The 24,432-nt window shown below is 61.0% G+C and carries 25 protein-coding genes and 1 pseudogene; 16 read left to right on the forward strand and 10 right to left on the reverse strand.

All coding sequences use genetic code 11. From position 1 onward, the window contains the following. Positions 1-2: 2 nt before the first annotated feature. The 6 genes from D1012_RS10445 (at position 3) to D1012_RS10470 (ending at position 5,181) form a co-directional block, all read left to right on the forward strand. Complete coding sequence (locus tag D1012_RS10445; RefSeq protein ID WP_118151905.1) at positions 3-929, forward strand: carbohydrate ABC transporter permease; 927 nt, start codon at positions 3-5, stop codon at positions 927-929. 20 nt (positions 930-949) lie between these two features. Beyond that, positions 950-1,789 carry a carbohydrate ABC transporter permease gene (locus D1012_RS10450; protein WP_158569311.1) on the forward strand — a complete coding sequence of 280 codons (840 nt, stop codon included), beginning with the start codon at positions 950-952 and terminating at the stop codon, positions 1,787-1,789. Then, a complete protein-coding gene (locus tag D1012_RS10455) occupies positions 1,786-2,889 on the forward strand; it encodes an ABC transporter ATP-binding protein (protein ID WP_290427073.1) in 1,104 nt (367 codons plus the stop codon). The genes D1012_RS10450 and D1012_RS10455 overlap by 4 nt, the downstream gene beginning before the upstream one ends. A gap of 35 nt (positions 2,890-2,924) precedes the next feature. Then, positions 2,925-3,914 carry a hypothetical protein gene (locus D1012_RS10460; RefSeq protein ID WP_118151912.1) on the forward strand — a complete coding sequence of 330 codons (990 nt, stop codon included), beginning with the start codon at positions 2,925-2,927 and terminating at the stop codon, positions 3,912-3,914. Beyond that, entirely contained in the window at positions 3,911-4,930 is a 1,020-nt protein-coding gene (locus D1012_RS10465) for a carbohydrate kinase family protein (protein WP_118151914.1), read from the forward strand. Before D1012_RS10460 ends, D1012_RS10465 begins: the two co-directional genes overlap by 4 nt. 101 nt (positions 4,931-5,031) lie before the next feature. Next, entirely contained in the window at positions 5,032-5,181 is a 150-nt protein-coding gene (locus D1012_RS10470) for a DUF3489 domain-containing protein (RefSeq protein ID WP_118151916.1), read from the forward strand. Positions 5,182-5,196: 15 nt separating this feature from the next. Here D1012_RS10470 and D1012_RS10475 read toward each other — a convergent pair whose 3' ends face one another. Both D1012_RS10475 and D1012_RS10480 read right to left on the reverse strand, forming a co-directional pair. Next, on the reverse strand, positions 5,197-5,799 hold the full coding sequence (locus D1012_RS10475; protein ID WP_118151918.1) for a DUF1989 domain-containing protein: 603 nt from the start codon (positions 5,797-5,799) through the stop codon (positions 5,197-5,199). Positions 5,800-6,396: 597 nt separating this feature from the next. Beyond that, a complete protein-coding gene (locus D1012_RS10480) occupies positions 6,397-7,176 on the reverse strand; it encodes a UvrD-helicase domain-containing protein (RefSeq protein ID WP_118151920.1) in 780 nt (259 codons plus the stop codon). A 302-nt stretch (positions 7,177-7,478) separates the two neighbouring features. On the opposite strand from D1012_RS10480, the gene D1012_RS10485 reads away from it, so the two are divergent. Together D1012_RS10485 and D1012_RS10490 are read left to right on the forward strand one after the other, a co-directional pair. Further along, the gene (locus D1012_RS10485) at positions 7,479-7,793 is read left to right on the forward strand and encodes a head-tail joining protein (RefSeq protein WP_118151922.1); all 315 of its coding nucleotides are present in this window, start codon (positions 7,479-7,481) and stop codon (positions 7,791-7,793) included. Next, positions 7,790-8,419 carry a DUF6441 family protein gene (locus tag D1012_RS10490; protein ID WP_118151924.1) on the forward strand — a complete coding sequence of 210 codons (630 nt, stop codon included), beginning with the start codon at positions 7,790-7,792 and terminating at the stop codon, positions 8,417-8,419. Before D1012_RS10485 ends, D1012_RS10490 begins: the two co-directional genes overlap by 4 nt. Positions 8,420-8,466: 47 nt before the next feature. Here D1012_RS10490 and D1012_RS10495 read toward each other — a convergent pair whose 3' ends face one another. The 5 genes and pseudogenes from D1012_RS10495 to D1012_RS10510 form a co-directional block, all read right to left on the reverse strand. Further along, a complete protein-coding gene (locus D1012_RS10495) occupies positions 8,467-8,775 on the reverse strand; it encodes a hypothetical protein (RefSeq protein ID WP_118151926.1) in 309 nt (102 codons plus the stop codon). Next, positions 8,775-9,050, reverse strand: coding sequence for a CdiA C-terminal domain-containing protein (locus D1012_RS22950; RefSeq protein ID WP_233517104.1), 276 nt, complete (start codon positions 9,048-9,050; stop codon positions 8,775-8,777). Before D1012_RS22950 ends, D1012_RS10495 begins: the two co-directional genes overlap by 1 nt. Before the next feature lie 120 nt (positions 9,051-9,170). Next, positions 9,171-9,425, reverse strand: a pseudogene (locus tag D1012_RS22955) (major capsid protein); the annotation flags it as partial. Positions 9,426-9,797: 372 nt separating this feature from the next. After that, a complete protein-coding gene (locus D1012_RS10505) occupies positions 9,798-10,976 on the reverse strand; it encodes an ATP-binding protein (RefSeq protein ID WP_118151928.1) in 1,179 nt (392 codons plus the stop codon). Further along, positions 10,973-11,665 (reverse strand): response regulator transcription factor, encoded by a 693-nt coding sequence (locus D1012_RS10510; RefSeq protein WP_118152314.1) that lies wholly within the window; start codon positions 11,663-11,665, stop codon positions 10,973-10,975. The genes D1012_RS10505 and D1012_RS10510 overlap by 4 nt, the downstream gene beginning before the upstream one ends. A gap of 187 nt (positions 11,666-11,852) precedes the next feature. Here D1012_RS10510 and D1012_RS10515 point away from each other — a divergent pair, with 187 nt between their 5' ends. The 8 genes from D1012_RS10515 to D1012_RS10550 all read left to right on the forward strand — a co-directional run bounded on the left by D1012_RS10515 (position 11,853) and on the right by D1012_RS10550 (position 20,043). Beyond that, positions 11,853-12,782, forward strand: a complete 930-nt coding sequence (locus D1012_RS10515; protein WP_199489484.1) for a phosphatase PAP2 family protein — start codon at positions 11,853-11,855, stop codon at positions 12,780-12,782. A 72-nt stretch (positions 12,783-12,854) separates the two neighbouring features. Continuing rightward, on the forward strand, positions 12,855-13,532 hold the full coding sequence (locus tag D1012_RS10520) for a helix-turn-helix domain-containing protein (RefSeq protein ID WP_118152318.1): 678 nt from the start codon (positions 12,855-12,857) through the stop codon (positions 13,530-13,532). A 42-nt stretch (positions 13,533-13,574) separates the two neighbouring features. Further along, on the forward strand, positions 13,575-15,167 hold the full coding sequence (locus tag D1012_RS10525; RefSeq protein WP_118151931.1) for an ABC transporter substrate-binding protein: 1,593 nt from the start codon (positions 13,575-13,577) through the stop codon (positions 15,165-15,167). A gap of 73 nt (positions 15,168-15,240) precedes the next feature. Then, positions 15,241-16,248 carry an ABC transporter permease subunit gene (locus tag D1012_RS10530; protein WP_118151933.1) on the forward strand — a complete coding sequence of 336 codons (1,008 nt, stop codon included), beginning with the start codon at positions 15,241-15,243 and terminating at the stop codon, positions 16,246-16,248. Further along, the gene (locus D1012_RS10535; protein WP_118151935.1) at positions 16,245-17,162 is read left to right on the forward strand and encodes an ABC transporter permease subunit; all 918 of its coding nucleotides are present in this window, start codon (positions 16,245-16,247) and stop codon (positions 17,160-17,162) included. The genes D1012_RS10530 and D1012_RS10535 overlap by 4 nt, the downstream gene beginning before the upstream one ends. Before the next feature lie 4 nt (positions 17,163-17,166). After that, positions 17,167-18,006: an ABC transporter ATP-binding protein gene (locus D1012_RS10540; RefSeq protein WP_118151937.1), complete on the forward strand. Its 840-nt coding sequence runs from the start codon at positions 17,167-17,169 to the stop codon at positions 18,004-18,006. Further along, positions 18,003-18,863: an ATP-binding cassette domain-containing protein gene (locus tag D1012_RS10545; RefSeq protein ID WP_118151939.1), complete on the forward strand. Its 861-nt coding sequence runs from the start codon at positions 18,003-18,005 to the stop codon at positions 18,861-18,863. Before D1012_RS10540 ends, D1012_RS10545 begins: the two co-directional genes overlap by 4 nt. Before the next feature lie 19 nt (positions 18,864-18,882). After that, positions 18,883-20,043 carry a M24 family metallopeptidase gene (locus tag D1012_RS10550; RefSeq protein ID WP_118151941.1) on the forward strand — a complete coding sequence of 387 codons (1,161 nt, stop codon included), beginning with the start codon at positions 18,883-18,885 and terminating at the stop codon, positions 20,041-20,043. Positions 20,044-20,109: 66 nt separating this feature from the next. Here D1012_RS10550 and D1012_RS10555 read toward each other — a convergent pair whose 3' ends face one another. From D1012_RS10555 to D1012_RS10565, 3 genes are all read right to left on the reverse strand, one after another. After that, positions 20,110-21,159: an ABC transporter ATP-binding protein gene (locus D1012_RS10555; protein ID WP_118151943.1), complete on the reverse strand. Its 1,050-nt coding sequence runs from the start codon at positions 21,157-21,159 to the stop codon at positions 20,110-20,112. 11 nt (positions 21,160-21,170) lie between these two features. Then, on the reverse strand, positions 21,171-23,327 hold the full coding sequence (locus tag D1012_RS10560; protein ID WP_118151945.1) for an ABC transporter permease: 2,157 nt from the start codon (positions 23,325-23,327) through the stop codon (positions 21,171-21,173). A 71-nt stretch (positions 23,328-23,398) separates the two neighbouring features. After that, on the reverse strand, positions 23,399-24,427 hold the full coding sequence (locus D1012_RS10565) for an ABC transporter substrate-binding protein (RefSeq protein WP_118151947.1): 1,029 nt from the start codon (positions 24,425-24,427) through the stop codon (positions 23,399-23,401). Positions 24,428-24,432: the final 5 nt, after the last annotated feature.

Here is a 24,432-nt window from a genome sequence, read left to right on the forward strand (position 1 = left end):
GTATGTCACATACCACGCCCATGGTTGAAGACGGACCAACAGGTGCCGACCGCCTGAAACCGTTTGTTCCCTATCTTCTCGTTTTGCCGGGACTGCTCTTCGTGATGGGCATTCTGGGCTATGCCGTTGTGGGCGGTATCATCTTGTCTCTGAACGAAACCGACATGTTCATGAACAAGACATTCGTCGGTCTCAAGAATTACATCGATGTCTTTGCTGACCCCCGGTTTCAGGATGCAATGGTCCGCACGCTGAACTTTGTGGTGATCAGCATCGTGCTTGGCATCTTCATGTCGATGAGCTTTGCGCTGGTGCTTTACAAGGTGGTGCGCGGGAGGCGGTTCTTTCGTGGCCTCAGCCTTGTGCCCTATTTCGTGTCGGGTATCGCCACCGCTGTCATGTTCCGCTTCATCTTCACCACCAGCGGCGGTTTCGTGAACACGGTGCTGGCGCAACTGGGGCTGCCTGCGCAATCCTGGCTGGGCGATCCGACGCTGGCCTTTGTGGTCGCGATCATGGCCAATTGCTGGTTCATGGTGCCCTTTGCTTCGCTGATCCTGCTGGGCGGGTTGCAGACCATCGACAAGGATCTGTATGACGCCGCCGCGATTGACGGGGCAAACCCCATCCAGATCTTCTTCCGCATCACGCTGCCGCTGATCAAGCCCATGCTGGGGGTCAGCCTGATCTGGGTGTCCTACATCAGCTTTTCCACCTTTGACATCGTGCTGGCCCTCACCTCGGGCGGGCCGCTGAAAGCGACCGAGCTGGTGTCGATCTACATGTATGAACTGGCGTTCCAGCAACTGAACTTCGGTCAGGGCGCGGTGCTGATGGTGGTGCTGCTGGTGTTCAACACGGTGCTCAGCCTGATCTACATCAAGATCTTCGTGATGGGCGACCGCCGCCATTCGGAGGCAGGCAAATGAGAGTGCAAGAGTCAGGCCCCATGGCGCTGCTGTTCCAGCGCCTTGGCCCCAAGGTGCTGATCTGGTTCACCCTGACCTTTCTGGTGATCTGGACAGCAACCCCGATCATCTGGGCGATCCTGTCGTCCTTCAAAGACCCGCTAGAGATTTATGAGAGCAAAAGCCTGCTGCCCGAGGTCTGGCGGCTGGATGCCTACCGCAAGGTGCTCAGCATGCCGGGGTTCGGCACTTGGCTGATGAACAGCATCATCGTGACGGTGGTGGCAACGATCGTGCCGCTGATCCTTGCCATCCTGGCGGCTTACGGTTTTGCCCGCTATGCGTTCAAATTCCGCCATGTTCTGCTGCTTTTGTACCTGATCCCGCGCATCATTCCGCGCGTCAGCCTGATCGTGCCGCTGAATGATCTGATGAGCGATCTGGGCCTTATCAACACCTATTCCGTGCTGTTCATCACCTACATTGCCAGCGCTGTGCCTTTGGCGACCTGGATTCTGGTGGGCTTTTTCGGGTCGATCCCGAAAGAGATCGAGGAAAGCGCCACCCTGGACGGCGCGAATATGTGGAACCGCCTGCGCCATGTGATGCTGCCGATGGCCTGGCCCGGCGTGGTGACAGCGGCGGTGCTGTGCCTGCGCGAAGCCTGGAACGAGTTTTCCTTCGTGCTGGCTCTGGTGAACCAGACCGACATGCGAACGCTGCCCTATCAGCTCTATATGCTCAAGGATTCCATGGGGATACAGGATTACGCCGTCTACAACGCCTTTACCATCCTGACCGTGCTGCCGCTCTTGCTGGTCTATCTGCTGCTGGAACGAAAGGTCGTGGACAGCATCGTATCGGGGGCGGTCAAATCATGACAACGCAAGTATCGGAAGGACAGAAAATGGCAGAGGGCTATGTCGAATATCGCAATCTGCGCAAAAGCTTTGGCGGATTGGAAATCCTGCACGGGGTTGATCTGACCATCCCCGAAGGTGCCTTTGCCGTGCTTGTCGGACCGTCAGGCTGCGGAAAATCGACGCTGTTGCGCATGACGGCCGGGCTGGAGAACGTGACCAGCGGCGAGATCAATATCGCCGGGCGCATGGTCAACAACGTGCATGCCAAGAACCGCGGCATTGCCATGGTGTTCCAGTCCTATGCCCTCTATCCGCACATGAGCGTCGAGGACAACATGTCCTTCGGCCTGAAAATGCGCAAAACACCGTTGCAGCTGATCACCGACCGGATCAAGCGCGCGGCGTCGATCCTGAAACTCGGGCCCATGCTGGACCGCCTGCCTTCGCAACTGTCAGGGGGGCAGCGTCAGCGCGTGGCAATGGGCCGCGCCCTGACCCGAGAGCCGGAGGTGTTCCTGTTCGACGAGCCATTGTCGAACCTTGATGCTAAACTGCGGGTGGAAATGCGGGCCGAAATCAAGGCGCTGCACCAGCGCCTGAAGACGACAACCATCTATGTGACCCATGATCAGATTGAGGCGATGACAATGGCCGATCTGGTGGTGGTGATGCACGATGGCCGGATCGAACAGGTTGGCGAGCCTTTGGCCATCTATGACCGCCCGGCCAACCTGTTCGTGGCGGAATTCCTTGGCTCTCCCGCGATGAACCTGATCCCTGGCATCATCGCTCAGGATGCAGACGGGCGTGTTGTGCAGACCGAGTCCGGGCTGCGCCTGCCGTTGGAACCCGAAGCAAACGGCACTGTGGGGCAGAAGGTGGTCTACGGCATCCGCCCGGAACACCTGCAGCTTGATCCGGCGGGCGACCTGCCCATCCGCCTGACGCTGGTCGAGCCCGCTGGCTGGGAAACCCATGTGCACGCCGATCTGGGGGGGCACATCGTCCGCATGGTGTCTACCAAACGCGTGGCGCAGCGCGCGGGTGACAGCACGACCGCCACAATCGACGCAACCCGCGCGCATCTGTTCGATGCCGCCACCGGCAATCGCCTGTGACCTGAATTTTGAAGACGAAAGAAAGAGGAACCGGAATGACACGTCCGCTTGATGCAAAGCTCGCCCGTATCCGCGAAGGCAATTACAAGCCTTCAGATTTTGTGATCGCCGACGCCAAGGACGGCGATATGTCAATGGGCGTGGCCACGCCCGGTTTTCGGACGGGGGCCGACGGCAAGCCAACCACGCAGCCCCGCCCGCTGTCGGACTATCGCGACGGCATGCGCACGGTAACCCGCTCGGGACTGGTCGATGTGATGCTGATGTCGCTGTCCTCGGCCGAGGCGCTGACCGATGAGGGCCTGTTCAAGGGCAGCGATGTCACCCCCGCCGTGCGCCTGAACGATGCGTCCGACATCTGGGCCTACCGGGGCGCCAGCTATCGCAAGGTGCCCGCAGCCCCCTTCCGCACCGCGCGGCTGGACCGGGCGCTCAAGGTCGCAGATCTGGGTCTGTATGCGGCGACCTTCTATAACGATCTGGCGCAGGATGCCGCGACTTTGAATGCCTATACCGCGTTCCGCGATGAGGCCAGTGCCGCCGGAATGCGCCACTTTCTGGAAGTGTTCAACCCTGCCTTTGACATCGACACCAACGGCGTCGACATCGGCCATTACATCAATGACACGATTGCTCGCTGCCTTGCCGGTGTGTCCAGCGAGGAATATCCGCTGTTCCTCAAGATCGCCTATAACGGTCCGCGTGCGATGGAGGAACTGGCCAGCTATGACCCCGGCAAGTTGATCGTGGGCATTCTGGGCGGCGGCGTTGGCACCACGCGTGACACGTTCGAACTGGTTTCCCAAGCCGAAAAATATGGCGCGCGGATCGCGTTGTTCGGGCGCAAAATCTATTTTGCCGAAGACAGTACCGAAATTGTCGCCGCGATGCGCCGGGTGGTTGAAGGCGCGCAAACACCGGAAGATGCCGTGCGCGACTACCATGACCGGCTTGCGAAAAAGGGTATCAAAGCAAACCGCTCGCTGGAGGATGATGTGCAGGTGACCGAGGCGGTGCTGAAATGACCAGTCGAAAGGGCGTTCTGACAGCTGGAACCTGGTGCGCCGACCACAACAAGGTTGTCGAATTCTGGCCGCTGGAGAATGAGGTGGTCGAGATCCTGTCCGAAGACGTTAAAGGGGGCGGTTCGGGCTGCAACCTTGCAATCGATCTCAAACGGCTTGATCCGTCGATTCCGGTCGAGACTATTGGCGTGATTGGCAACGACGAAGATGGCCGCATCCTGCTGGCCGAGGCCGATGCTTATGGGATCGAACGCAGCCGGTTGCATGTGGTCGAAGGGCTGCGCACAAACTATACCGACGCCTATACCTCAAACCGGACGGGACGGCGCACGCATATCTACTTGCAGGGGGCGAGTGCCGAGCTGAACCCGGATCATTTCGACTTTTCGAAAACCAATGCCCGGTTCCTGCATCTGGGGCTTCCCGGCATCCATCGTCAGATGGACCGGGCCTGGGGCAGCGACGAAAACGGCTGGGTCACGGTGCTGCGCGCCGCCCAGGCGGTTGGGATCGAAACCAATATGGAACTGTGTTCCATTGCACCGGAAAAGCTGGCCAAGATTGTCCGGCCCTGCCTGCCGCATCTGGACTACCTGATCATCAATGATTTCGAGATGGCGGCGATTTCGGGAAACCCGACGGTGGCGGCAGAGGCGGCTGACATTCCCCGGGTCATTGCCTCGGCAAAGACGGTGCTTGCCATGGGCAGCATGAAGTTGCTGGTGGCGCATTTCCCCGAAGGCGCGGTTGTGTTGCCGCGCGGCGGTGAGGCTATGTTCGTTCCGTCGGTCGATGTTCCTCCGGAAAAAGTCATCGGCGCAAACGGGGCAGGGGATGCCTTTGCTGCGGGCGTCATCTACGGCCTGCACCAGAAGTGGCCGATGGAAGAAACCGTCAGGCTGGGTCACGCCGCCGCTGCCGTGTCGCTGCGCAGTCTTGGCACCACCGATGCGGTGTTGCCGGTGGCTGAGTCTTTGGCGCTGGCGAAAAAGTGGGGATGGCGCAACGCAGCCTGAGGCCGCGCGGAATGGGTATCGGTGCCGAAGCCGCCCATCCAGCGTGAGGGGACAATGCAGTCGTGCTGATTGCGATATTGCGGGCACCCACTGGCGCGACGATGGAAGAAATCGTTGCGGCGACGGGGTGGCAGGCGCACAGTGTCCGCGGTGCCATGTCTGGGGCGCTGGGCAAGAAGTTGGGGCTGGTCGTGACCTCGAAGAAGGAAGGGCGGGGGCGGGTGTCCCGCATTGACCAACCGGCGCGCTGACGCGGCTGGAGCCGGTCAGGTCAGCAGACGATAGTGAACCTCGGTCGGTGTACAGGCGGCACCATTAATCGGGATCATGTCTTGTGGGCATGTGGACATCACCACGATGCAATCGAAGACCGCCCGCAGTGTCACGTGATCTCCGGGCTTGCAGAGCGGTTCACCCCACGTGATCTTGCCGTCCGGGCCGACCGGAATGTTCATCCACAGATTTAGAGGGGCAGGGCAAGCAGCTGCCCGCAGATTGATCTGCCCCAACGCGGTTTTCAGGTTGTCGGTGCAATTGTCATGGTACTGCGTGCAGCCCAGCGCGGCATAACGGTGCACGTCGCAGGCCGCGATGACAGTATCATGGCGTCCCGGGGAGCTGTCCTCTTCCAGGATCAGGATTGGACGACGCCGGTTGGTCGTCAGCCCATCACCCTTGGCAGGGAAAATCCCTTGAAGCGTGGCGTGCAGGTGCTCCATCGACATGAACTCCGACATGTCATCGGCATTGAAACACCAGGTATCAACAACCTGCTGACCATGCGTGTTGATGATTTGGATCGCCTGTCCCTTGGCCAACCGCACTGCCCGACCACACCGAGCAGGGACTACGTGGAGATCTGTCACCATGGTCTGGTTCCTTTGCTTTTAAGGAGGTCATGCACCTGACCTACAATCAAAAATATCATAGGTGCACTTTGCGGGGTCAATACCGATAAACTTAACGCTTGTCTGGAAAGGCCGTTGGACTCTGAATGGTGGTCGCTTCGCGCAACCAATGTCGTCTTTAGATGGCACGCCAAATGCCCTAGAGTCCTGGCTTCCACTAGGTGGATTCCGAGGTGGGTGGATTCCCTGGATTCCGCAAAAGAATCCAGCAGGTGCAGGTCGTGATTCTGCAACCATTTGATAATGAGACTATTTTTCCAAGATTAAGCGGCAGGTGGATTCCGGGTGGATTCCCCGGTGAAAGTGCCTGTCGCTAGCGAAATGCTGCGCTGCGCCCCCCGCATACGTTCGGGGCCGGGGAGGAACCATGCCGTGGGGGGAGGTAACGGCGGCAGCTTTCGATCTGTGCGAGGCGCAAAAAACGTCAGAACTTCAAGACGATGGCGACCCCTTCTCAGTTCCTACGACGAACCTCGTGATACGCCTTGAACTCTTCTTCGTTCATCGGCTCGACACTGAATGCATCTCTCAGCTTGTTCCAGCCACTGCGCAGAAACATCAAGCGTCGCTCTCCCCTGCGTGCGCTGCAAGAGGCGGCTTGGTACCTTCAACGCTACCAGTGATATGATAGGCCAATGCATGGAATGTCCAAGCCTTCACTGGCTCGTCGCAGGCTCGGCCCATTCGCACGGCCACCTCATTCGCGGCATCTTTTCCATATGCCAACGGAAGAATTTCGTCGACGCTTCGGATCCCGGACTTCAGGAGATGCGCCGCCTTGGCTGTGATCACACTGGTCTTCTTAGACCCCGCCCCGGCGAGAACAAGCGTTGCATCTTCATCGCTCAGGACCGCGCGGCGTTGTTCAAGTGTCAACGGTTTGCTTTCCACCTGATCTAAAAATTGTTCCCACCGCGCGAGTTCACGGTCCAAGTGTGCATTGATCGCGCGCTCACGTGCCTCCTTCGGGTTTTTCAGAAACTCGGCGATCCGCTCGAGTTGCGTCGTGTCCTCGATTCCGGTTTCGGTGCGAGCCAACTGTTGCCTTAAGTAGTCGCTATATTTAGCCGCTTCGCAAAGTATTGCTGGGGTCAAGCAGGCAGCCGGGAACTGGGGTGGGTTGTTCAGCCATGCAAGTTCGGCTGCCAACTGGCGAAACCGAGTCGAGTTCCATTCTGTCTCGGGTTTTTCGTGCTTGGCTAGGTTAAGGTTCAACCCCGACTGAGGCTGCGTGATGAGGATGGACTTTGGCGATGGCGACGACGATTTGCTCCGAGAAGCGCCAAATAGTTCCCCTACCAATCCAAAGACGGCCGCGCCAATCAGCCATTCGATCATTGTATGTGGCACCCTTCACTAACAGATATAGACCATGCATACCGTGCACGTTGGACCTCCGCACGGCTTAAAGCGGACAGGAGAGAGGCGCGTCAGTCAGTTGTCAGAGACTCGTAACCTGCCAAGGTCTTGATAGTAGTGGCACGATGCGATTTTCACCGGCAGGCCCGTGCCTGATCGCGCAGGAGCGCATAATCGCTTAGCATCCGAACAACCACCGCGCTTTCCGTCAGCGCATCCACTTCATCGGCGGCAAGCGGCCGCGCATCGCGATCCGCATCCACACATCGAACTGACCCGCCATGACCGTCTTTGTCGCCGCCATGGACCGGATCTATGCCAACCCGTCCATGGCGGCGGCCGCTGTCTGGATTTCCGCCACCACCTCGGAGGAACGCCCCATCCGCGTCATCCGCCGCGCCCCGGATCGCATCACCGAATTCGGCGCGGGCCGGTTTGTCAGCGACACCATGATGGTGGACGTCCGCGTCTCCGACCTGCCCGATCCCCGCCCCGGCGATTTGATTGTCATCGGGGCCGACAGCTTCACCATTCAGGGCGAGCCGGTGCGTGATCGTGAACGCCTGATCTGGACGCTGGACCTGCGCCCATCATGAAGCTGAAGATTGCGTTCGATCCCGACCTCGTCGCCCTGATGCAGGCCGAAGTCGCCGCCGGGGAAAAGGCAGTGACCGCCGCCATGCGCGAAGCGGGGGCCGATCTGAAATCTGCCTGGCGCAGCCAGATTACCGGCGCTGGCCTCGGCACAAGGCTGGGAAACAGCATTCGCCTCGCCAGCTTCCCGAAATCCGGCGACAGCCTGAACGCGGCCACTCTGGTCAGGTCCAACGCGCCGGTGATCATCGGCGCGCATGACACCGGCCCGCTGATCCGGTCCAAGGACGGGTTCTGGCTGGCCATCCCAACCCCGGCCGCCGGGAAAAGCACGAAACACAGGCGGATCACCCCCGGAGAATGGGAACGCCGCACCGGGTTGCGCCTGCGGTTCATCTACCGCCGTCGCGGGCCGAGCCTGCTGGTGGCCGAGGGGCGGTTGAATTCGAAAGGCCGAGCTGTGGCGTCACGGTCAAAAACCGGCCGTGGCCTCGTGACCGTGCCGATATTCCTGCTGGTCCCGCGGGTCAAGCTGCGCAAACGGCTGGATCTGGCGCGGGATGCAGAGCGTGCGGTGGACGGCATGCCGGGGCTGATCGTGGCGGGGTGGCGTACATTTGGGCCATGAATTACCCGCCTTGTCCCTCAATGTCAGTTCCGAAATGCCTCTGGGCTTTACTCAGGGCGGAAGGCGACGAATACGTCGCCATTCAAAAGCAGCTTTCGTCCGGGCAAGGACTCGAAGAATGCAAGCATGGCCTCGCGCGCCGCTACACTATGGTCTTTCGAATGCCTGCAATACACGCTTGTCTTGAACCCTTTGCGCACGCCGTACTCTTCCATGATCTCTTCATGAAAGGGCCCAAGATCATCGCTTGCATTCCAGATTTCCCAGAGTCCGCGGGCGGAACGTGCCGCATCGTTGAGGCGGCCTTCCATGTCCGGCTTGTCCAAATCCGAATAGACAAAATACTCTATTGCCATCACAGCCCTCCGATCGTTCCATCAGGTCGCACAATCAACACCTCTCCCAGGCCATCGATGGGCCAGTCTGCGAACTGCCTGCGCAGAGCTTCCTCGCTTGTACCGCTATCTTGCAGATCAATCACGCCATTCGGAGCCTGACCCGTTTCCACTTTCTCTTTAACTCGATCCCATATGTTTCGGACGTTGCCTGTCGAAGGCGCGAGGTGATCGTAAACTTGGCCATTGACCAGATAATCAGGGCGTTTTGGTCCTGCCACAGAGGGGTTCTGCACGACGTCGTATCCGTTCTCCGCCAGAATTCCAGCTGACTCGTTCTCTCGGCGGATGCTGCGTTGTGTTGCCTCGTCGTCGTTGCGATTGATCGGCGTAGGTTCACCCGGGCGTGCTTCGACATTCGAAGTGTGAATGCGGATCGCGATGCGCGGCCGCTTGTTCACCGGCAGGATTGACGCCTCGGCCATCAGGTCGATCCAGCGGCCTTTTTCGTCGAGGTGCTGGCGGGCGTAGAGGGGAAGGCCGAGGGTATTCGCCGCCTCCAGCAGGTTGGCTGGGCCGCCGTAGGTCGTGAAGGTATCCATCGTGCCCAATGGGAAGGCGAGGCCTTCTCTGGCGGGGACCAATCGTTCGGTGACCTTGGTCGACAGGGTGGGCGGTGCCATCGGCGCGGATCAGCGCCGCACCCGACACGAACAGGCGGTAGTCGATGCCCTTGACGGCGGTGGCCTTGGCCCCGTTGCCGTCATAGGTCTCGGCGCAGGAGAATGGTTTGCCCGCAATCTCACCGGCAAAGTTGATCGGAACAGCCTGATCGGCCAAGGCAAACAGAACTCGATAGTGCCGATATGAAACCTCGCCCCGGTGCTCTGATCACGCCGCCAGCATGCAGGATGTGTGCGAAGATGCCACCTGCATCGCCACATGACAGCGCCTTGGCGGCCGGGCAGAGGAAATCCTGACGCCCCCTGATCCCGAAAGTAAGGGGGAACCTTGCCTCATGCCTGTGGGGCGCATCAACGTCGTCAGGACACCTCACCCTCGGCATAAAGATGGATTTCGACCATCGCGCCGCCGTCTGGCCTGTTGCTGAGGTTCAGATGTCCGCCATGGGCGACGGCGATGGCCTGGACAATCGAGAGGCCGAGTCCCGTGCCGCCCGAGGCGCGTGATCTTGAGGCATCGCCGCGCCAGAACGGATTGACCGCAACTGCGCCCATATCTTCGGGAAAACCCGGTCCACGATCCAGCACTCGGATGATGGCGCTGCCGTCGGGCAGTTGCCCGGTCTCACAGCGCAGGCACCCGCCGCTTGCCGCATACCGGCCCGCATTTTCCAGCAGGGCAAGCACGGCCTGACGAATGCGGGTCGGGTCGGCAGATATCCGGGCGGGCTGAAGGCTGGTTTGAAGCTTTAGCCCGCTGGTATCCAGCATGGGGCGCGCGGCAGAAAGAACCGCCTCCACCACTTCGGCAAGGTCGAGATCTTCGCGATGCAGCACCAGTTTCTGGCCAATGGCCAGCGACAGGGTGCGCAGATCCTCGACAATTCTGCCCAGACCCTCGACCTGAAGCAGAAGATCCGCGAGCATCTTTCGATCCATCGGGAACACGCCGTCAAGAATACCCTGCATCCCGCCTTGCAGCACCGTAAGCGGGGTGCGCAACTCATGCGCAACCGCCATATTGTTGAAGCGCAACCGCTCTTCCATCTTTTCGAGACTGGTGGCGAGGGCGTTGAAGGTCTCGACAAGGCTTGAAACCTCACGCGTGGTTCCGGGTGAAGCGGCCACGCGCACCGAGAAATCGCCGGATCTGAGGATATCGGCAGCATCGGTCAGATCCTCAAGCGGTCTGGCAATCCGCCGTGCCAGATAGACCCCGATGATGGCGCAGAGCAGCGCCGACAACAGACCGATGACCAAAGTGGCAAGCTGTACCTTGAAATCCGTCGTCGCCACCAGCGCATCCAGATGCTCGACGAGCATTCTGAGCGCAGTCTCATCCGGCACGCGCCCCTCGTTCACAAGCCTGTAGGCGTCAGCCGCTTCCGGTGGCAGGCTGCGGTTGTTGTTTTCCTCAAGATGGGCGGAATACCAGGTGACACCGATATAGGCCATGCCAACACTCAAAAGCAGCATGATCGCAATGACAATTGCGGTCAGTGTGGCAAGCGGCAGCGCGCGGGCGTGTCTGAGGGTCATTGCGGATCCGACAGTCGATAGCCGATGCCACGCACGGCCGGCAAAAAGCCGGTCTCGCCCAGCTCGTCGAGCTTGCGGCGCAGATTGGAAATATGGGTGTCTATCGTGCGTGCCAGCGCATCGCTTTCGGGCATGCAGGCATCAAGGATATCGGCACGCGCAAAGGCTTGTGTCGGGTATCGGATCATATGGGCCAGAATCCGGAATTCACTGAGCGTCAGGGGCAGGGGAACCCGTTGGCCATCCTTGTTGATAAAGGCCATGTAGCTTTCGAAATCCACCTCCAGAGAGCGGAAACGCCGCACGGCATCCTTGGTCTCACCCAAGGTCCGCCGCAGCACAGCTTTGACCCTTGCAACCACCTCCTGCGGGTTGAACGGTTTCACCACATAGTCATCAGCGCCAAGATGCAGGCCGCTCAGCCGATCAACATCATCCGCCAGCGCTGTTACCATGATGACCGGCGTGGAACTGGACTGCCGGATACGGGCCAGCACGCCAAAACCGTCCAGTCTGGGAATGCGCGCGTCCAGCAATACAATGTCAGGCTTCAAAAGCGCATGGTGCTGGAGGGCGGTTTCCCCGTCGGCGGCCTGAACAGTGCGAAAGCCGTCGCGCTGCAGATAGGCGTCAAGGATCCGCGCAATTGCCGGTTCATCCTCGACGATGAGAACAAGGTTGTTATCCATCCTGATGCCCGCCACCACCTGTTGTATATCGCGCCGTCGATACACCCCAGAATAGGGTTTTGCGCCTGTCGGTACAATCCTGTGACACAGGGATAGCCGGTCGTGGACAGGCTCTTGATCCGATCTCCGCCGTTTCTTGACAGTTCCCGTCCAGATGGCCGTCGATCCATCTTTACAAGAGACCGGCATGACTCAGGCACTACCGGGCTATTTGCCCAAAGCTCCCCACATTGCGTTACATCATGGCATCGGCAGGGCGCAGATTCTCATTGCCCGGCTGACAATTCTGATCAGCTTTGTCTTCATGGCCTTTCCGGCCATTGATCTGGCGGTAACGCGACGTGTCGCGGAAGGGGCGGTTTTCGTTCTGGCCGAGCAGCCGTTTCTGAACGGGTTGCGGCAGGTCGGTCTCAAGGGACCGTTCATTGTCATCCTGGCCATGCTGCTGCTGTTGGGGCTGCGCACTGTTCTGCCGGGGCGGCACCGTATCTGTGCGCCCCACAAGCCGATCTTCGTTGTCACAAGCTTTGTTGCCGGTCAGTTGGTTGTCGAGATTTTGAAACCCCTGATTGGCCGTGCCCGCCCGCGCAACCTGCTGGAATTCGGCGGGACTGCCGATTTCACGCCGGTCTGGCAATTCTCGGGCCAATGCGCCGACAACTGCTCCTTTCCATCCGGTGAGGCCGCTGCGGCGGCGGCCGGGCTTTCCCTTCTGGTTCTGTTTCCGGAAAGGCTGCGCCTGACCGCAGCCATCATACTGACGCCGATGCTCATGATGATTGCGGTCAACCGCGTCCTGTTCGGTGCGCATTTCCTGTCAGACGTGGTGATCGCCTGGCTTCTCACCCTGTTGGCCATGACCTCGATCTGGAAATGGACAGGCCAGCACGCGCGGGATACCGGCGCGCCTGCAAATGGCAGCATTGGGGAAACGCGCCCGGCTCGGACAAGACATCTTGTGCCATCAGCCAAACGGGCACCCTCGCGGAGTGCTTTGTTGCAAGGCCGGGGTCGCCCTTTCGTGCCTGCTGCGGGTGCCGCGCTTCCGGCAACAGGGCAGGGGCTGGGAAGCGACAGTCCGGCAGCTGACGTAGAGGAAAATATTTTCTACCAGTAAAAAAATTGTTGCAATGGTGAAGTCTTTCGGATGAACTCTGCCGACAGACAGACTCATGGTTCCGGGAAGTTGATGGCGAAGAAACCTGCAGGCGCGGCTTTTGCTTTGGGGCGACGAATCCGAAGCCGCCGGCAGATGATGTCGATGACTTTGCAGGAACTCAGCAACGCGTGTGGTGTTTCGGTGAGCTACATCAGCCAGGTTGAACGCGACAACGCGGTGCCGACCCTTGGCACGCTGGCCGAGATTGCGGCGGCGCTTGATGTCAGTATCGATTTTTTCATCGCATCCCCCCGGCAGTCTGACAGTGTGACCCGCGCCGGTGCCCGGCACCGCTTTTCGGTCGCGGGCCATTCTGTCTTGTATGAAACCATCGGCGCAGAGTTTCCGGGGCATGAGCTGACATCGTTCGTGCTGAATGTGCCGCCCGGCTATCATTCTGAAACCGTTCAGCACTTTGGCGAAGAGATCATCTTTGTGCTCGAAGGGACGTTCCTGCAGGTCGTGGATGGGCAGGAGGTTTTGCTGCAGGCGGGCGACAGCATGCATTATCTGGGCCAGCATCCGCATTCCTATTCCAATCCGGGCGACCAGATGGCGCGGGTGTTGTGGACCGGCAAGATGCTGCACGGCGCCACCCCGTCTGACTATGCGCCGCGCAAAGGCTCTGCCGGGGCAACCCCGGCCAGCACGCCACATCATGAGCGCGAAAACGCGCCTGAAGATGCAACCGTTTCACCCGCCAAATGACCCGGCGCGTGTAAATCTCTCCAGAACAGGGAAACCAAGAGAATGAAAAAACTCATGCTATTCGCGTCGGTGCTTGCGATGAGCGCCGCAGCTGCACAGGCAAAGACCTTTGTCTATTGCTCGGAAGCCTCGCCCGAGGGCTTTGACCCGGCCCCATTCACCGCAGGCGGCACCTTTGACGCTTCGGCACACCCGATCTTCAACCGTCTGACGGAATTCAAGAAAGGCACGACCGAGGTCGAGCCGGGTCTTGCCGAAAGCTGGGAGGTGTCGGAAGACGGCACCGAATACACCTTCAAGCTGCGTCAGGGCGTGAAGTGGCAGTCGAACGCAGCTTTCACCCCGACGCGTGACTTCAACGCCGATGACGTGATCTTTTCCTATGATCGTCAGGGCAATGCCGAAAACCCGTGGCACCAGTATATCCCCGGCATCACCTACGAATACTACACCTCGATGGACATGCAGAACCTGATCAAATCGGTCGAAAAAATCGACGATTACACGGTCAAGTTCACGCTGAGCCAGCCCGAGGCACCGTTCCTGGCCAACATCGCCATGCCTTTCGCCTCGATCGTGTCGAAAGAATATGCCGATGCGCTGGATGCAGCGGGCACCCGCGAAGAGATGAACAACACGCCGATCGGCACCGGGCCGTTCAAGTTCGTGGCCTATCAGAAAGACGCGGTGATCCGGTACACCAAGAACCCGGATTACTGGGGCACGGCACCGATCATTGACGACCTGATCTTTGCGATCACCCCGGATGCTGCCGTGCGTCTGCAAAAGCTGAAAGCCGGCGAATGCCATCTGATGCCTTATCCGGCACCGGCGGACATCGACACCATCAAGGCCGATCCCAACCTGACGCTGGACGAGCAGGCCGGTCTGAACGTCGGCTATCTGGCCTATAACACCACTCAGGCTCCGTTTGATAACCCCAAGGTCCGCAAGGCCCTGAACATGGCGATCAACAAGGACGCCATCGTCGAGGCGGTGTTCCAGGGCGCGGCCCTGCCAGCCAAGAACCCGATCCCGCCGACCATGTGGTCGTATAACGAGGCGATCGAGGACGACGCCTATGATCCGGAAGCGTCCAAGGCGATGCTGGAAGCCGAAGGCGTCACGGGTCTGTCGATGAAGATCTGGGCGATGCCGGTGCAGCGCCCCTATATGCCGAACGCGCGTCGGACCGCCGAACTGATGCAGGAAGACCTGTCCAAGGTCGGCGTCACGGTCGAGATCGTGTCCTATGAGTGGGGCGAGTATCTGGCCAAGTCGATGGAAGCCGGGCGTGACGGCGCGGTGATGTTGGGCTGGACCGGCGACAACGGCGACCCGGACAACTTCCTGTCGGTTCTGCTGTCCTGCGCTTCGGCAGGTGAGGGCGGGGCAAACCGCGCCTTCTGGTGCAACGACGAGTTCTCGGCGCTGCTGAACGATGCCAAAGTGACTGCCGACCCGGCAGAGCGCACCGCGCTCTACGAGCAGGCTCAGGTGATCTTCAAGGAGCAGGCGCCTTGGTTCACCATCGCACACTCGACGCAGTATGTGCCGATGTCGAACAAGGTGTCGGGTTTCGTGATGAGCCCGTTGGGCGACTTCACCTTTGACACCGTGGATATCGCTGAATAAGCGGGCGACACTTTTCTGAAACCGGGCGCGCGGGGGGCAAGACCTCCCGCGCGTTTTACAAGGACAATGGCGCATGGTCCGGTTCATCCTTTCCAAACTTCTGTATCTGGTCCCGACATTCATCGGGATCACCATCATTGCTTTCAGCTTTGTGCGCATCCTGCCCGGTGATCCGGTGCTGTTGATGGCGGGCGAGCGCGGGGTGTCTCCGGAGCGGCATGCAGAGCTGTCGGCGCTGCTGGGCTATGACAAGCACGTAGTGCTGCAATATTTCGACTTCATGGGTCGGTTGCTGCAAGGCGATCTTGGCAACTCGCTGGTGACAAAACGGCCGGTGCTGGACGAGTTCCTGTCGCTGTTTCCGGCGACGGTTGAACTCGGTCTGTGCGCGATCATCATCGCCACCCTGATCGGTGTGCCGGTGGGTGTGCTGGCCGCGATCAAGCGCGGCAGCTGGTTTGATCAGGTGTCAATGACGGCGGCGCTGGTCGGGTTTTCGATGCCGATTTTCTGGTGGGGGCTTTTGCTGATCATCTTCTTTTCCGGCATCCTTGGCTGGACCCCGGTATCGGGGCGGATCAGCCTGATGTATTATTTCCCCGATGTGACCGGGTTCATGCTGATTGACAGTGTGATTTCGGGGCAGAAGGGCGCGTTCGTCTCTGCCCTGCGGCACCTGATCCTGCCGTCGGTGGTGCTGGCGACGATCCCGCTGGCGGTGATCGCGCGGCAGACCCGCTCGGCCATGCTGGAGGTGCTGGGCGAAGATTACGTGCGCACCGCGCGGGCCAAGGGGATGCCGCAGTACCGGGTGATCGGCATTCATGCGTTGCGCAATGCGATGATCCCGGTGGTGACCACGATCGGTTTGCAGATCGGCGTGCTGATGGCCGGGGCGATCCTGACGGAGACCATTTTTTCGTGGCCGGGGATCGGCAAGTGGATGATCGATTCCATCTCGCGCCGGGATTATCCGGTGGTGCAATCGGGGCTTTTGCTGATTGCGGCGCTGGTGATGGTGGTGAACCTGCTGGTTGACCTGACTTACGGCCTTATCAATCCGAGGATCCGCATCAAATGAATGACCAACTGAATGCAACGGCCCCGGTGCGGTTGACGGATGCGCAGATCCGCCGCCAGATGATCGGCGAGTTCTGGTTCTATTTCCGGCAGAACCGCGGCGCGGTGGTCGGGCTGGTGGTGTTCGCGCTGCTGGTGCTGGTGGCGTTTCTGGCACCGGTTCTGGCGCCGCACAGCCCGACAGATCAGTACCGCGACGCCCTGCTGGTGCCGCCGATCTGGCAAGAGGGCGGGCGCAGCGGGTTTCTGCTGGGCACCGATGCGGTGGGGCGCGATATGCTGTCGCGGCTGATTTACGGCTCGCAGTATTCGCTGTTCATCGGTGTGGTCGTGGTGTCGATCGCGCTGGTGGGCGGCATCATCATCGGGCTGTTGGCCGGGTTCTTTGGCGGCTGGGTTGATAATGTGATCATGCGGGTGATGGATGTGATCCTGGCGTTTCCGTCGCTGCTGCTGGCCTTGGTGCTGGTGGCGGTCTTGGGGCCGGGGCTGACCAATGCGATGATTGCGATTGCCATCGTGTATCAGCCGCACTTTGCCCGGCTGACCCGCGCTGCCGTGATGTCGGAAATGAAGCGCGACTATGTCACCGCCGCGCGGGTGGCGGGGGCAGGGCGGCTGCGGCTGATGTTCCGCACCATTCTGCCGAACTGTCTGGCCCCGCTGATCGTGCAGGCCACGCTTTCGTTCTCCTCCGCGGTGCTCGACTCGGCGGCCCTTGGCTTTCTGGGCATGGGCGCGCAGCCGCCGTCGCCGGAATGGGGCACCATGCTCGCCGAAGCGCGCGAATTCATTCTGCGCGCCTGGTGGGTGGTGACCTTCCCGGGTCTGGCGATCCTGATTTCGGTGCTGGCGATCAACCTGACCGGTGACGGTCTGCGCGATGCGCTTGACCCCAAGCTGAAGCGGAGCTGAGCGTATGGCCCTTTTGAACATCAGAAACCTGAGCGTCAAATTCGCCACCGCCACCGGCAGCTTTACCGCCGTGGATGGCATCGACGTGCATGTTGACAAAGGTGAAGTGCTGGCCATCGTGGGCGAGTCCGGGTCGGGCAAATCGGTGTCGATGCTGGCGGTGATGGGTCTGTTGCCCGACACCGCCACCATCACCGCCGACGAGATGACCTATGACGGGCAGGATATTTCCAACCTGTCCGCAGCCGAACGGCGGCGGCTGATCGGGCGCGAGATCACGATGATCTTTCAGGAGCCTGTTGCCTCGCTCAACCCGTCGTTCACGGTGGGGTTCCAGATCGAGGAAGTGCTGCGGCTGAACCTTGGCCTGTCAAACCGTGAGGCCCGCGCCAAGGCGCTGGACCTGTTCCGCGCTGTCGGCATCCCCGAGCCCGAGGACAAGATCAACGCCTATCCGCATCAGATGTCGGGCGGGCAGTGCCAGCGGGTGATGATCGCTATCGCCATCGCGTCGAACCCCCGTCTGCTGATCGCGGACGAGCCGACAACGGCGCTGGATGTGACGATTCAAAAGCAGATCCTGGATCTGCTGATGCAGCTGCAGGAAGATTACGGCATGGCGCTGATCCTGATCACCCATGACATGGGGGTGGTGGCCGAAACCGCCGACCGCGTCGTGGTGCAGTACAAGGGCCGCAAGATGGAAGAGGCAGACGTTCTGTCGCTGTTTGAAAATCCGCAGCACGCCTATACCCGCGCGCTGCTGTCGGCGCTGCCGGAACATGCAACCGGCGACCGGCTGCCCACCGTGTCAGACTTTTTCGCGCAAGAGGTGACGCCATGACCGGCACCAAAACCGCTGCGGTCGTAGAGGGCCGCGCCATCGTGCAGGACTATTACGTGCCGGGCAGCATGTTTGCCGCCGGGCGCGAGGTGCGTGCGCTGCGGGGCATTGATTTCAGCGTGGAAAAGGGCAAGACCCTTGCCATCGTCGGCGAAAGCGGATCGGGCAAATCGACACTGGCCCGGATCATCGCGCTGATTGATGCGCCCACCAGCGGTACGCTGCTGATCGACGGCGAGCCTGTCGACATCAGCAGCAAGCGGCCCTCACCGGTACTGCGCTCCAAGGTGCAGATGGTGTTCCAGAACCCCTATGGCAGTCTGAACCCGCGCCAGAAGGTCGGCAATGTGCTGATGGAGCCTTTGGTGATCAATACCGACTTTCCGGCGACGGAACGGCGCGACCGGGCCGAGGCGATGCTGAAAAAGGTCGGGTTGCAGCCTGAACATTTCAACCGCTATCCGCATATGTTTTCGGGCGGCCAGCGCCAACGCATTGCCATCGCGCGGGCGCTGATGCTGAACCCGCAGCTTCTGGTGCTGGACGAGCCGGTGTCGGCGCTGGATCTGTCGGTGCAGGCGCAGGTGCTGAACCTGCTTTCCGATCTGCAGGATGAGTTCGGGCTGACGTATGTGTTCGTCAGCCACGATCTGTCGGTGGTGCGCTATATCGCTGATGATGTGATGGTGATCTCCAAGGGCGTCGCGGTGGAACAGGGCACGCGCGAGGCGCTGTTTGCCGATCCGCAGCACGCCTATACGCAATCGCTGTTCGCGGCGACGCCCGTGACCGATGTCGAGGCGATCCGCACGCGGGTGGCCCGGCGCAAGGCGGCGCGTCTGGCCACGCCAGTCTGACAACAGGGGAGCGGCGCGGATGACCGATTACGAGACGGCCTTGGCAGGGTTCACCCCGGTTCAGGTGCCTGCGATTGCACAGGCTGAGTTTGCGGCCCGGATCGCCGGGCTGGCCGCTGCGATGCAGGCGCAGGGCATCGGCGCGGTGTGGCTGGATGCCACGGCGTCGCTGACCTATTACACCGGGCTGGCGCTGCACGCCTCAGAGCGGTTGCATGGGGCGTTGGTGCGGGCGGATGGGTCGCTGACCTATGTGACGCCGCAGTTCGAGCGGCCAAAGCTGGAAACGCTGCTGCGCCTGCCCGGCGAGATTGCGGTCTGGGAAGAGGATGAAGATCCGTTTGCCCTGATCGCGTCGCGCGCGACGGGGCGTATCGCGCTGGACCCCGGCATGAGCTTTGGCTTTGCCAATCGGGTGATGGCGCTGCCCGATCTGGCGGTGTGTTCGGCGCAGGATCTGATCGCAGCGCAGCGCTGCCGGAAATCGGCGGCGGAGCTGGCGATTTTGCAGGCGGCGATGGATGCCAGCTACCGCGTGCACAAGGCGGTGCATGCCGGGTTGCGGCCCGGCATCAGCACGCGTGAGGTGGCGGATTTTGTCAATGCCGCGCACCGGGCGATGGGGATGACGCCGGTGTTTGTGGCGGTGCAGTTCGGCGAGGCGACGGCCTATCCGCATGGCGTGCCCTATGCGCAGGTGCTGACCCCCGGCGATATGGTGCTGGTCGATCTGGGCGGCTCTCTGCATGGCTATCAGTCCGATATCACCCGGACCTATGTGTTCGGCACCCCCACCGCGCGGCAAAGCCAGCTCTGGGCCTGTGAGCACCGGGCGCAGATGGCAGGGTTCGCGGCGGCGGGTCTGCCTGAGGCGACCTGTGCCTCGGTCGATGCGGCGGCGCGCGGGTCGCTGACCGCCGATGGTTTTGGCCCCGGCTACAGCGTGCCGGGCCTGCCGCACCGCACCGGGCACGGCCTTGGGCTGGAGTTGCACGAAGAGCCGTGGATTGTGGCGGGCAACCAGACCGTGCTGGAGCCGGGGATGTGTTTTTCCATCGAGCCGATGCTGTGTGTTTACGGCGAATGCGGCGTGCGGCTGGAAGACATTGTCTACATGACGGAAAGCGGCCCGGTCTGGTTCTGCCCGCCGTCACCCTCGGCGCTGATCCCCTTCGGTTGACCCGTGCGGAACTGCCACCGGGGGACAACGGTGTTGCCCGGCAAGAGTGCCGGCCAGGTTCGCACCCTAGGCCGGAACCAGGCGGACATCTTCCAGCCCAAAGCCCAGGTGCACCGTGTCGCCCTGCCGGAAGGGCAGCGGTTGCGGTGCGCCGATGGCAAAGATCGACCCGACCGGAGTGGTAAGCGTGTACTGCACCGAATTTCCAAGCCATGCAGCATAGGTGATTTCGGCGGGCAGGCGGTCTGCTGCGGCGTCGCGGTCAAGCCGTATGTGATGCGGCCGCACCACCAGTTTGGCCAGACCCGTCGCTTTGCTCGACAGGGGTAGCGTCAACCTGCGATTCAGCAGTGCAATTTCGGTCGGTTCGCCAGATTGCGTGATCTCGACGTCGATCAGGTTTGCATCCCCGATGAAATCGGCGATGAAGGCCGAAGCCGGGCGGTCATACAGATCAAACGGCGTGCCCTCCTGCGCGATCTCGGCGTTTTTCATCACGATGATTCGGTCTGACACCGCCATTGCCTCTTCCTGATCATGGGTCACATACACCGCCGTCAGGCCAAGCCGTTGCTGGATCTGGCGGATTTCCTCGCGCACATGGCGGCGCAGCTTGGCGTCAAGGTTCGACAATGGCTCGTCCAGCAACAGAACCTCTGGCTCCAGCACGATGGCGCGGGCCACCGCCACGCGCTGTTGCTGGCCACCGGACAGTTCTGACGGCAAGCGCGCGCCAAAGCCTTTCAGCCCCACGGTTTCCAGCCCCGCCTCGGCACGGTCACGCACCTCGGCCTTGGACATGCCCTTGACCGACAGGCCATAGCCCACATTCTCCATCACTGTCATATGCGGAAAAAGGGCGTAAGACTGGAACACCATCGACACCTTGCGATAGGTGGCCGACAGATGTGTGACATCCTCGCCCCCGATCAGGATGCGCCCGTCGCTGGCACTTTCCAGCCCTGCGATCAGCCGCAAGGTTGTGGTCTTGCCGCAGCCCGAAGGGCCAAGCAGCGTGACCAGCGTGCCGGGGGTGATGTCCAGCGACAGGGGCTTCAGGGCCACCACGTCGCCGAATTTCTTGGTGACATTCTCGAACCGGACAGAGCCTTTCATGGCATCCTCCTTCAATGGGCTTCGATACGATCGGCCCGGCGCAGTTTGCGCCGTCCGATGATCAGTTGCAGGGCAAGGATGGCGGCCAGCATGGTCACGATGAGCACGGTGGCATAGGCGATGGCGATGCCGAACTCGCCGTTTTCGACCCGGCCGACAATAAAGCTGGTGGCCATGTTGTAGCGCGCCGATACAAGGAAGATGACGGCAGAGACCGATGTGATGGCCCGCACAAAACTATAGGTCAGTGCGGCAAGGATCGCCGGACCCATCAGCGGCAGGATCACCCGGCGCAGGGTGGTGGCCGAATTGGCCCCCAGCGTGATCGACGCCTCGTCCAGTGATTTGTCGAGCTGGCTCATCGCCGCGATGCCGCCGCGCACACCGACCGGCATGTTGCGGAACACAAAGACGATGATCAGGATCAGGCCGGTCGCCGTCAGTTCAATCGGCGGAAAGTTGAACGCCATGACATAGGCCACCCCGATCACCGTGCCGGGAATGGCAAAGGACAGCATGGTGGAAAACTCGAACGCGTCCTTGCCGGTGAACTTTTGCCGCACCAGCAGATAGGCGGTGGCAAGGCCGACGGCGGCGGTCAGCGGCGCCGCGATGGCGGCAATGGTCAGCGTGGTGAAATAACTGTTCCATGCCGCTCCGGTGAAGTGGATGCCGTTGCGATAGACGATGCCAAAGGCGCGGGTGTAATGCTCGAACGTCAGCGTGTGGTCATAGCCCCACAGCTTGACGAAGCTGCCAAAGAAGATCAGCCCGTACAGCACCAGCGTAAACGCTGCCCAAGGCAGGGCCACGGCATAACAGGTCCAGCGCAACCCGTCGTTCAGCGCGGCATTGCGCCCCGAGTCGCCCTTGCCGGTTACAGTGGCATAGTTCTTGCGGCCCAGCCATTTACGCTGCGCCAGAAACGCGCCCAGTGTCAGCGACAACAGGATCAACGACAGAATCGCCGCCTTGGCCGGATCGGCCACGGTGCCGACAATGGCAAAGTAGATCTCGGTCGACAGCACATTGAAGTTGCCGCCCAGCACCAGCGGGTTGCCGAAATCGGCCAGACTTTCGATAAATCCCAGCAGAAAGGCGTTGGCCAGACCGGGTCGCATCAATGGCAGACTGATAAAGCGGAAGGTCTGCCAGCGGTCTGCATCCAGTGTCTGCGACGCCTCCTCCATGCTGGGGCTGACGCCTTCGACCACACCGATCAGCACCAGAAAGGCGATGGGGGTGAACGACAGCATCTGCGCCAGCCAGACACCCCAGAAGCTGTAAAGCCAGCGGGTCTTTTCCCAGCCAAAAGCATAGGCGAAGAATTCGGTGATGGTGCCCGCGCGTCCGAACAGCAGGATCAGCACCAGCCCGATCACGAACGGCGGGGTGATGATCGGCAGTATCGTCAGCACGCGGAGCAATCGTTTCGCACGAAAGTTGGTGCGGGTGAAGATCAGCGCAAAGGCCAACCCCATCAGGGTGGTGCCGGTCGCCGTGGCCAGCGCAAGCATCAGCGAGTTCAGCGCGGCCCCGCAATAGCCAAGCCCGGTCAGACAGGCGGGTGACCAGATCTCGCCAGCGAAAAACCGTGGCAGAAATTCGGTAACGCCCAGCCCTGCTCCGCCCTTCAACTCAAAGGCGCGCAGCAGGATAAAGCTCATGGGATAGAACACAAAAATGCCGACCAGCGCCACGATGGCCCCGATCATGCCGGTGATGAACGCATCGCCCCGGCCACGCCCGAGGCCCGAGATGCCGGTGGTCAGAACAAACAGCAGCGCCGCCGCAACGACCAGCGCTCCGGCGCCCATGCCGGGCTGCGTGGCGCCTTCGAGCAGCCCCAGCCGGGTGCTGTTGCCCAGGATCACCAGACCCTGCGCCGCCATCAGCGCCAGCCCCAGCGCACCGGCACTCACCAGCCCGCGCGCCATGGCCAGTTGATCGCGTGCCAGCATCAGACTGGCCCCTGCCACCGCGAAACCCGTCAGCGGCAGCCAAAGCCACCCCCGCCCGCCCGCAGACCACAACAGCGCAGGCCGCGCGTCGCCCCCCATCGCTGAAAGCCAGCCAAAGGACCAGAAGCCCCCCGCTACCATATACCAGGGCAACAGGGCATAGCCTGCCAGCCCGATCAGAAGCCAAAGCCCCGCCGTGCGCTGCATATATCAATCTCCCGGAACTCTGCCGTGAAAAGCATGGCCCGCCCCTGTGTAAGGGGCGGGCCGGTCAGGCCTTATTCCTCGAAATTGCCGCCTTTGGATTTCACTTCGGCTTCCCACCGCGCCAGCAGCCGCTCACGCGTTTCCGACGAGCCATAGGTGGCGAAATCATAGTCGATCAGCTTGACGGCAGCCATATCGGGCGCTTCAGGATCGGTCGATGCGGCCGGGTTGGACGGGATGTTGAACACGCCGACTTCCAGCCCTGCCGATTGTGCTTCGGCCGAAATCACATATTCCACCCACTTCGTTGCCGCCTCAAGGTTTGGCGTGCCGTTGATCACCGAAACCGCACCCACCTCGTATCCGGTGCCTTCGCAGGGTGAGACAATCTCGACCGGGAAACCCTGCTTTTTCAGGTTTACCATGTCATGCATGAAGCCGACCGCAATTGTGGTTTCACCGCGCGCGGCCATCTTGCCGGGGGCAGAGCCGGATTTGGTGTTCTGGTTCACATTGGCCCCGATTTCGGCCAGCATCTTGAACGCCTCGTCTTCGCCAAAAAGCTGCACCAGCGTGGCAAGCTGCGTATAGGCGGTGCCCGAGGATTGCGGGTTCGATACGGTCACTTCGCCCTTGTACTCGGGCTTGGCCAGGTCTTTCCAGCACGCCGGGGCGGTCAGCCCTTTTTCGGCGAGAACCTCGGTGTTGTAGAGCATGCCCAAAAGGCCCACATGCACGCCGACGGCCTTGCCGCCCGACATCTCGGTCATGTTCTGCGACCAGCCCAGCTGCCCGGTCACATCCACGCCGCTGGCCACCGTCAGATCTTCATTCGCCGCAATCAGATGCGGGTCGCCGGTTCCGCCCCACCAGACGTCGATCTTGGGGTTGCCCGCCTCGGCGCGGATCTGCGCCAGCACTTCACCCGTCGATTTGCGGACCATCGCGACATCTACGCCGGTGTCGATCTTGAAGTTCTGCGCCATCAGATCACACCACGCCTGCTCGTTCGAGCAGACCACATTCAGGCTTTGCGCCGAAGCCGCGCCGGCGGCCATAGCCGCACCCAGTGCCAGCGCACTGATCATGGAAACTTTCATCTTTA

Origin of the sequence: Pseudotabrizicola alkalilacus, from assembly GCF_003443995.1 — a bacterium.
GTDB lineage: Bacteria > Pseudomonadota > Alphaproteobacteria > Rhodobacterales > Rhodobacteraceae > Pseudotabrizicola > Pseudotabrizicola alkalilacus.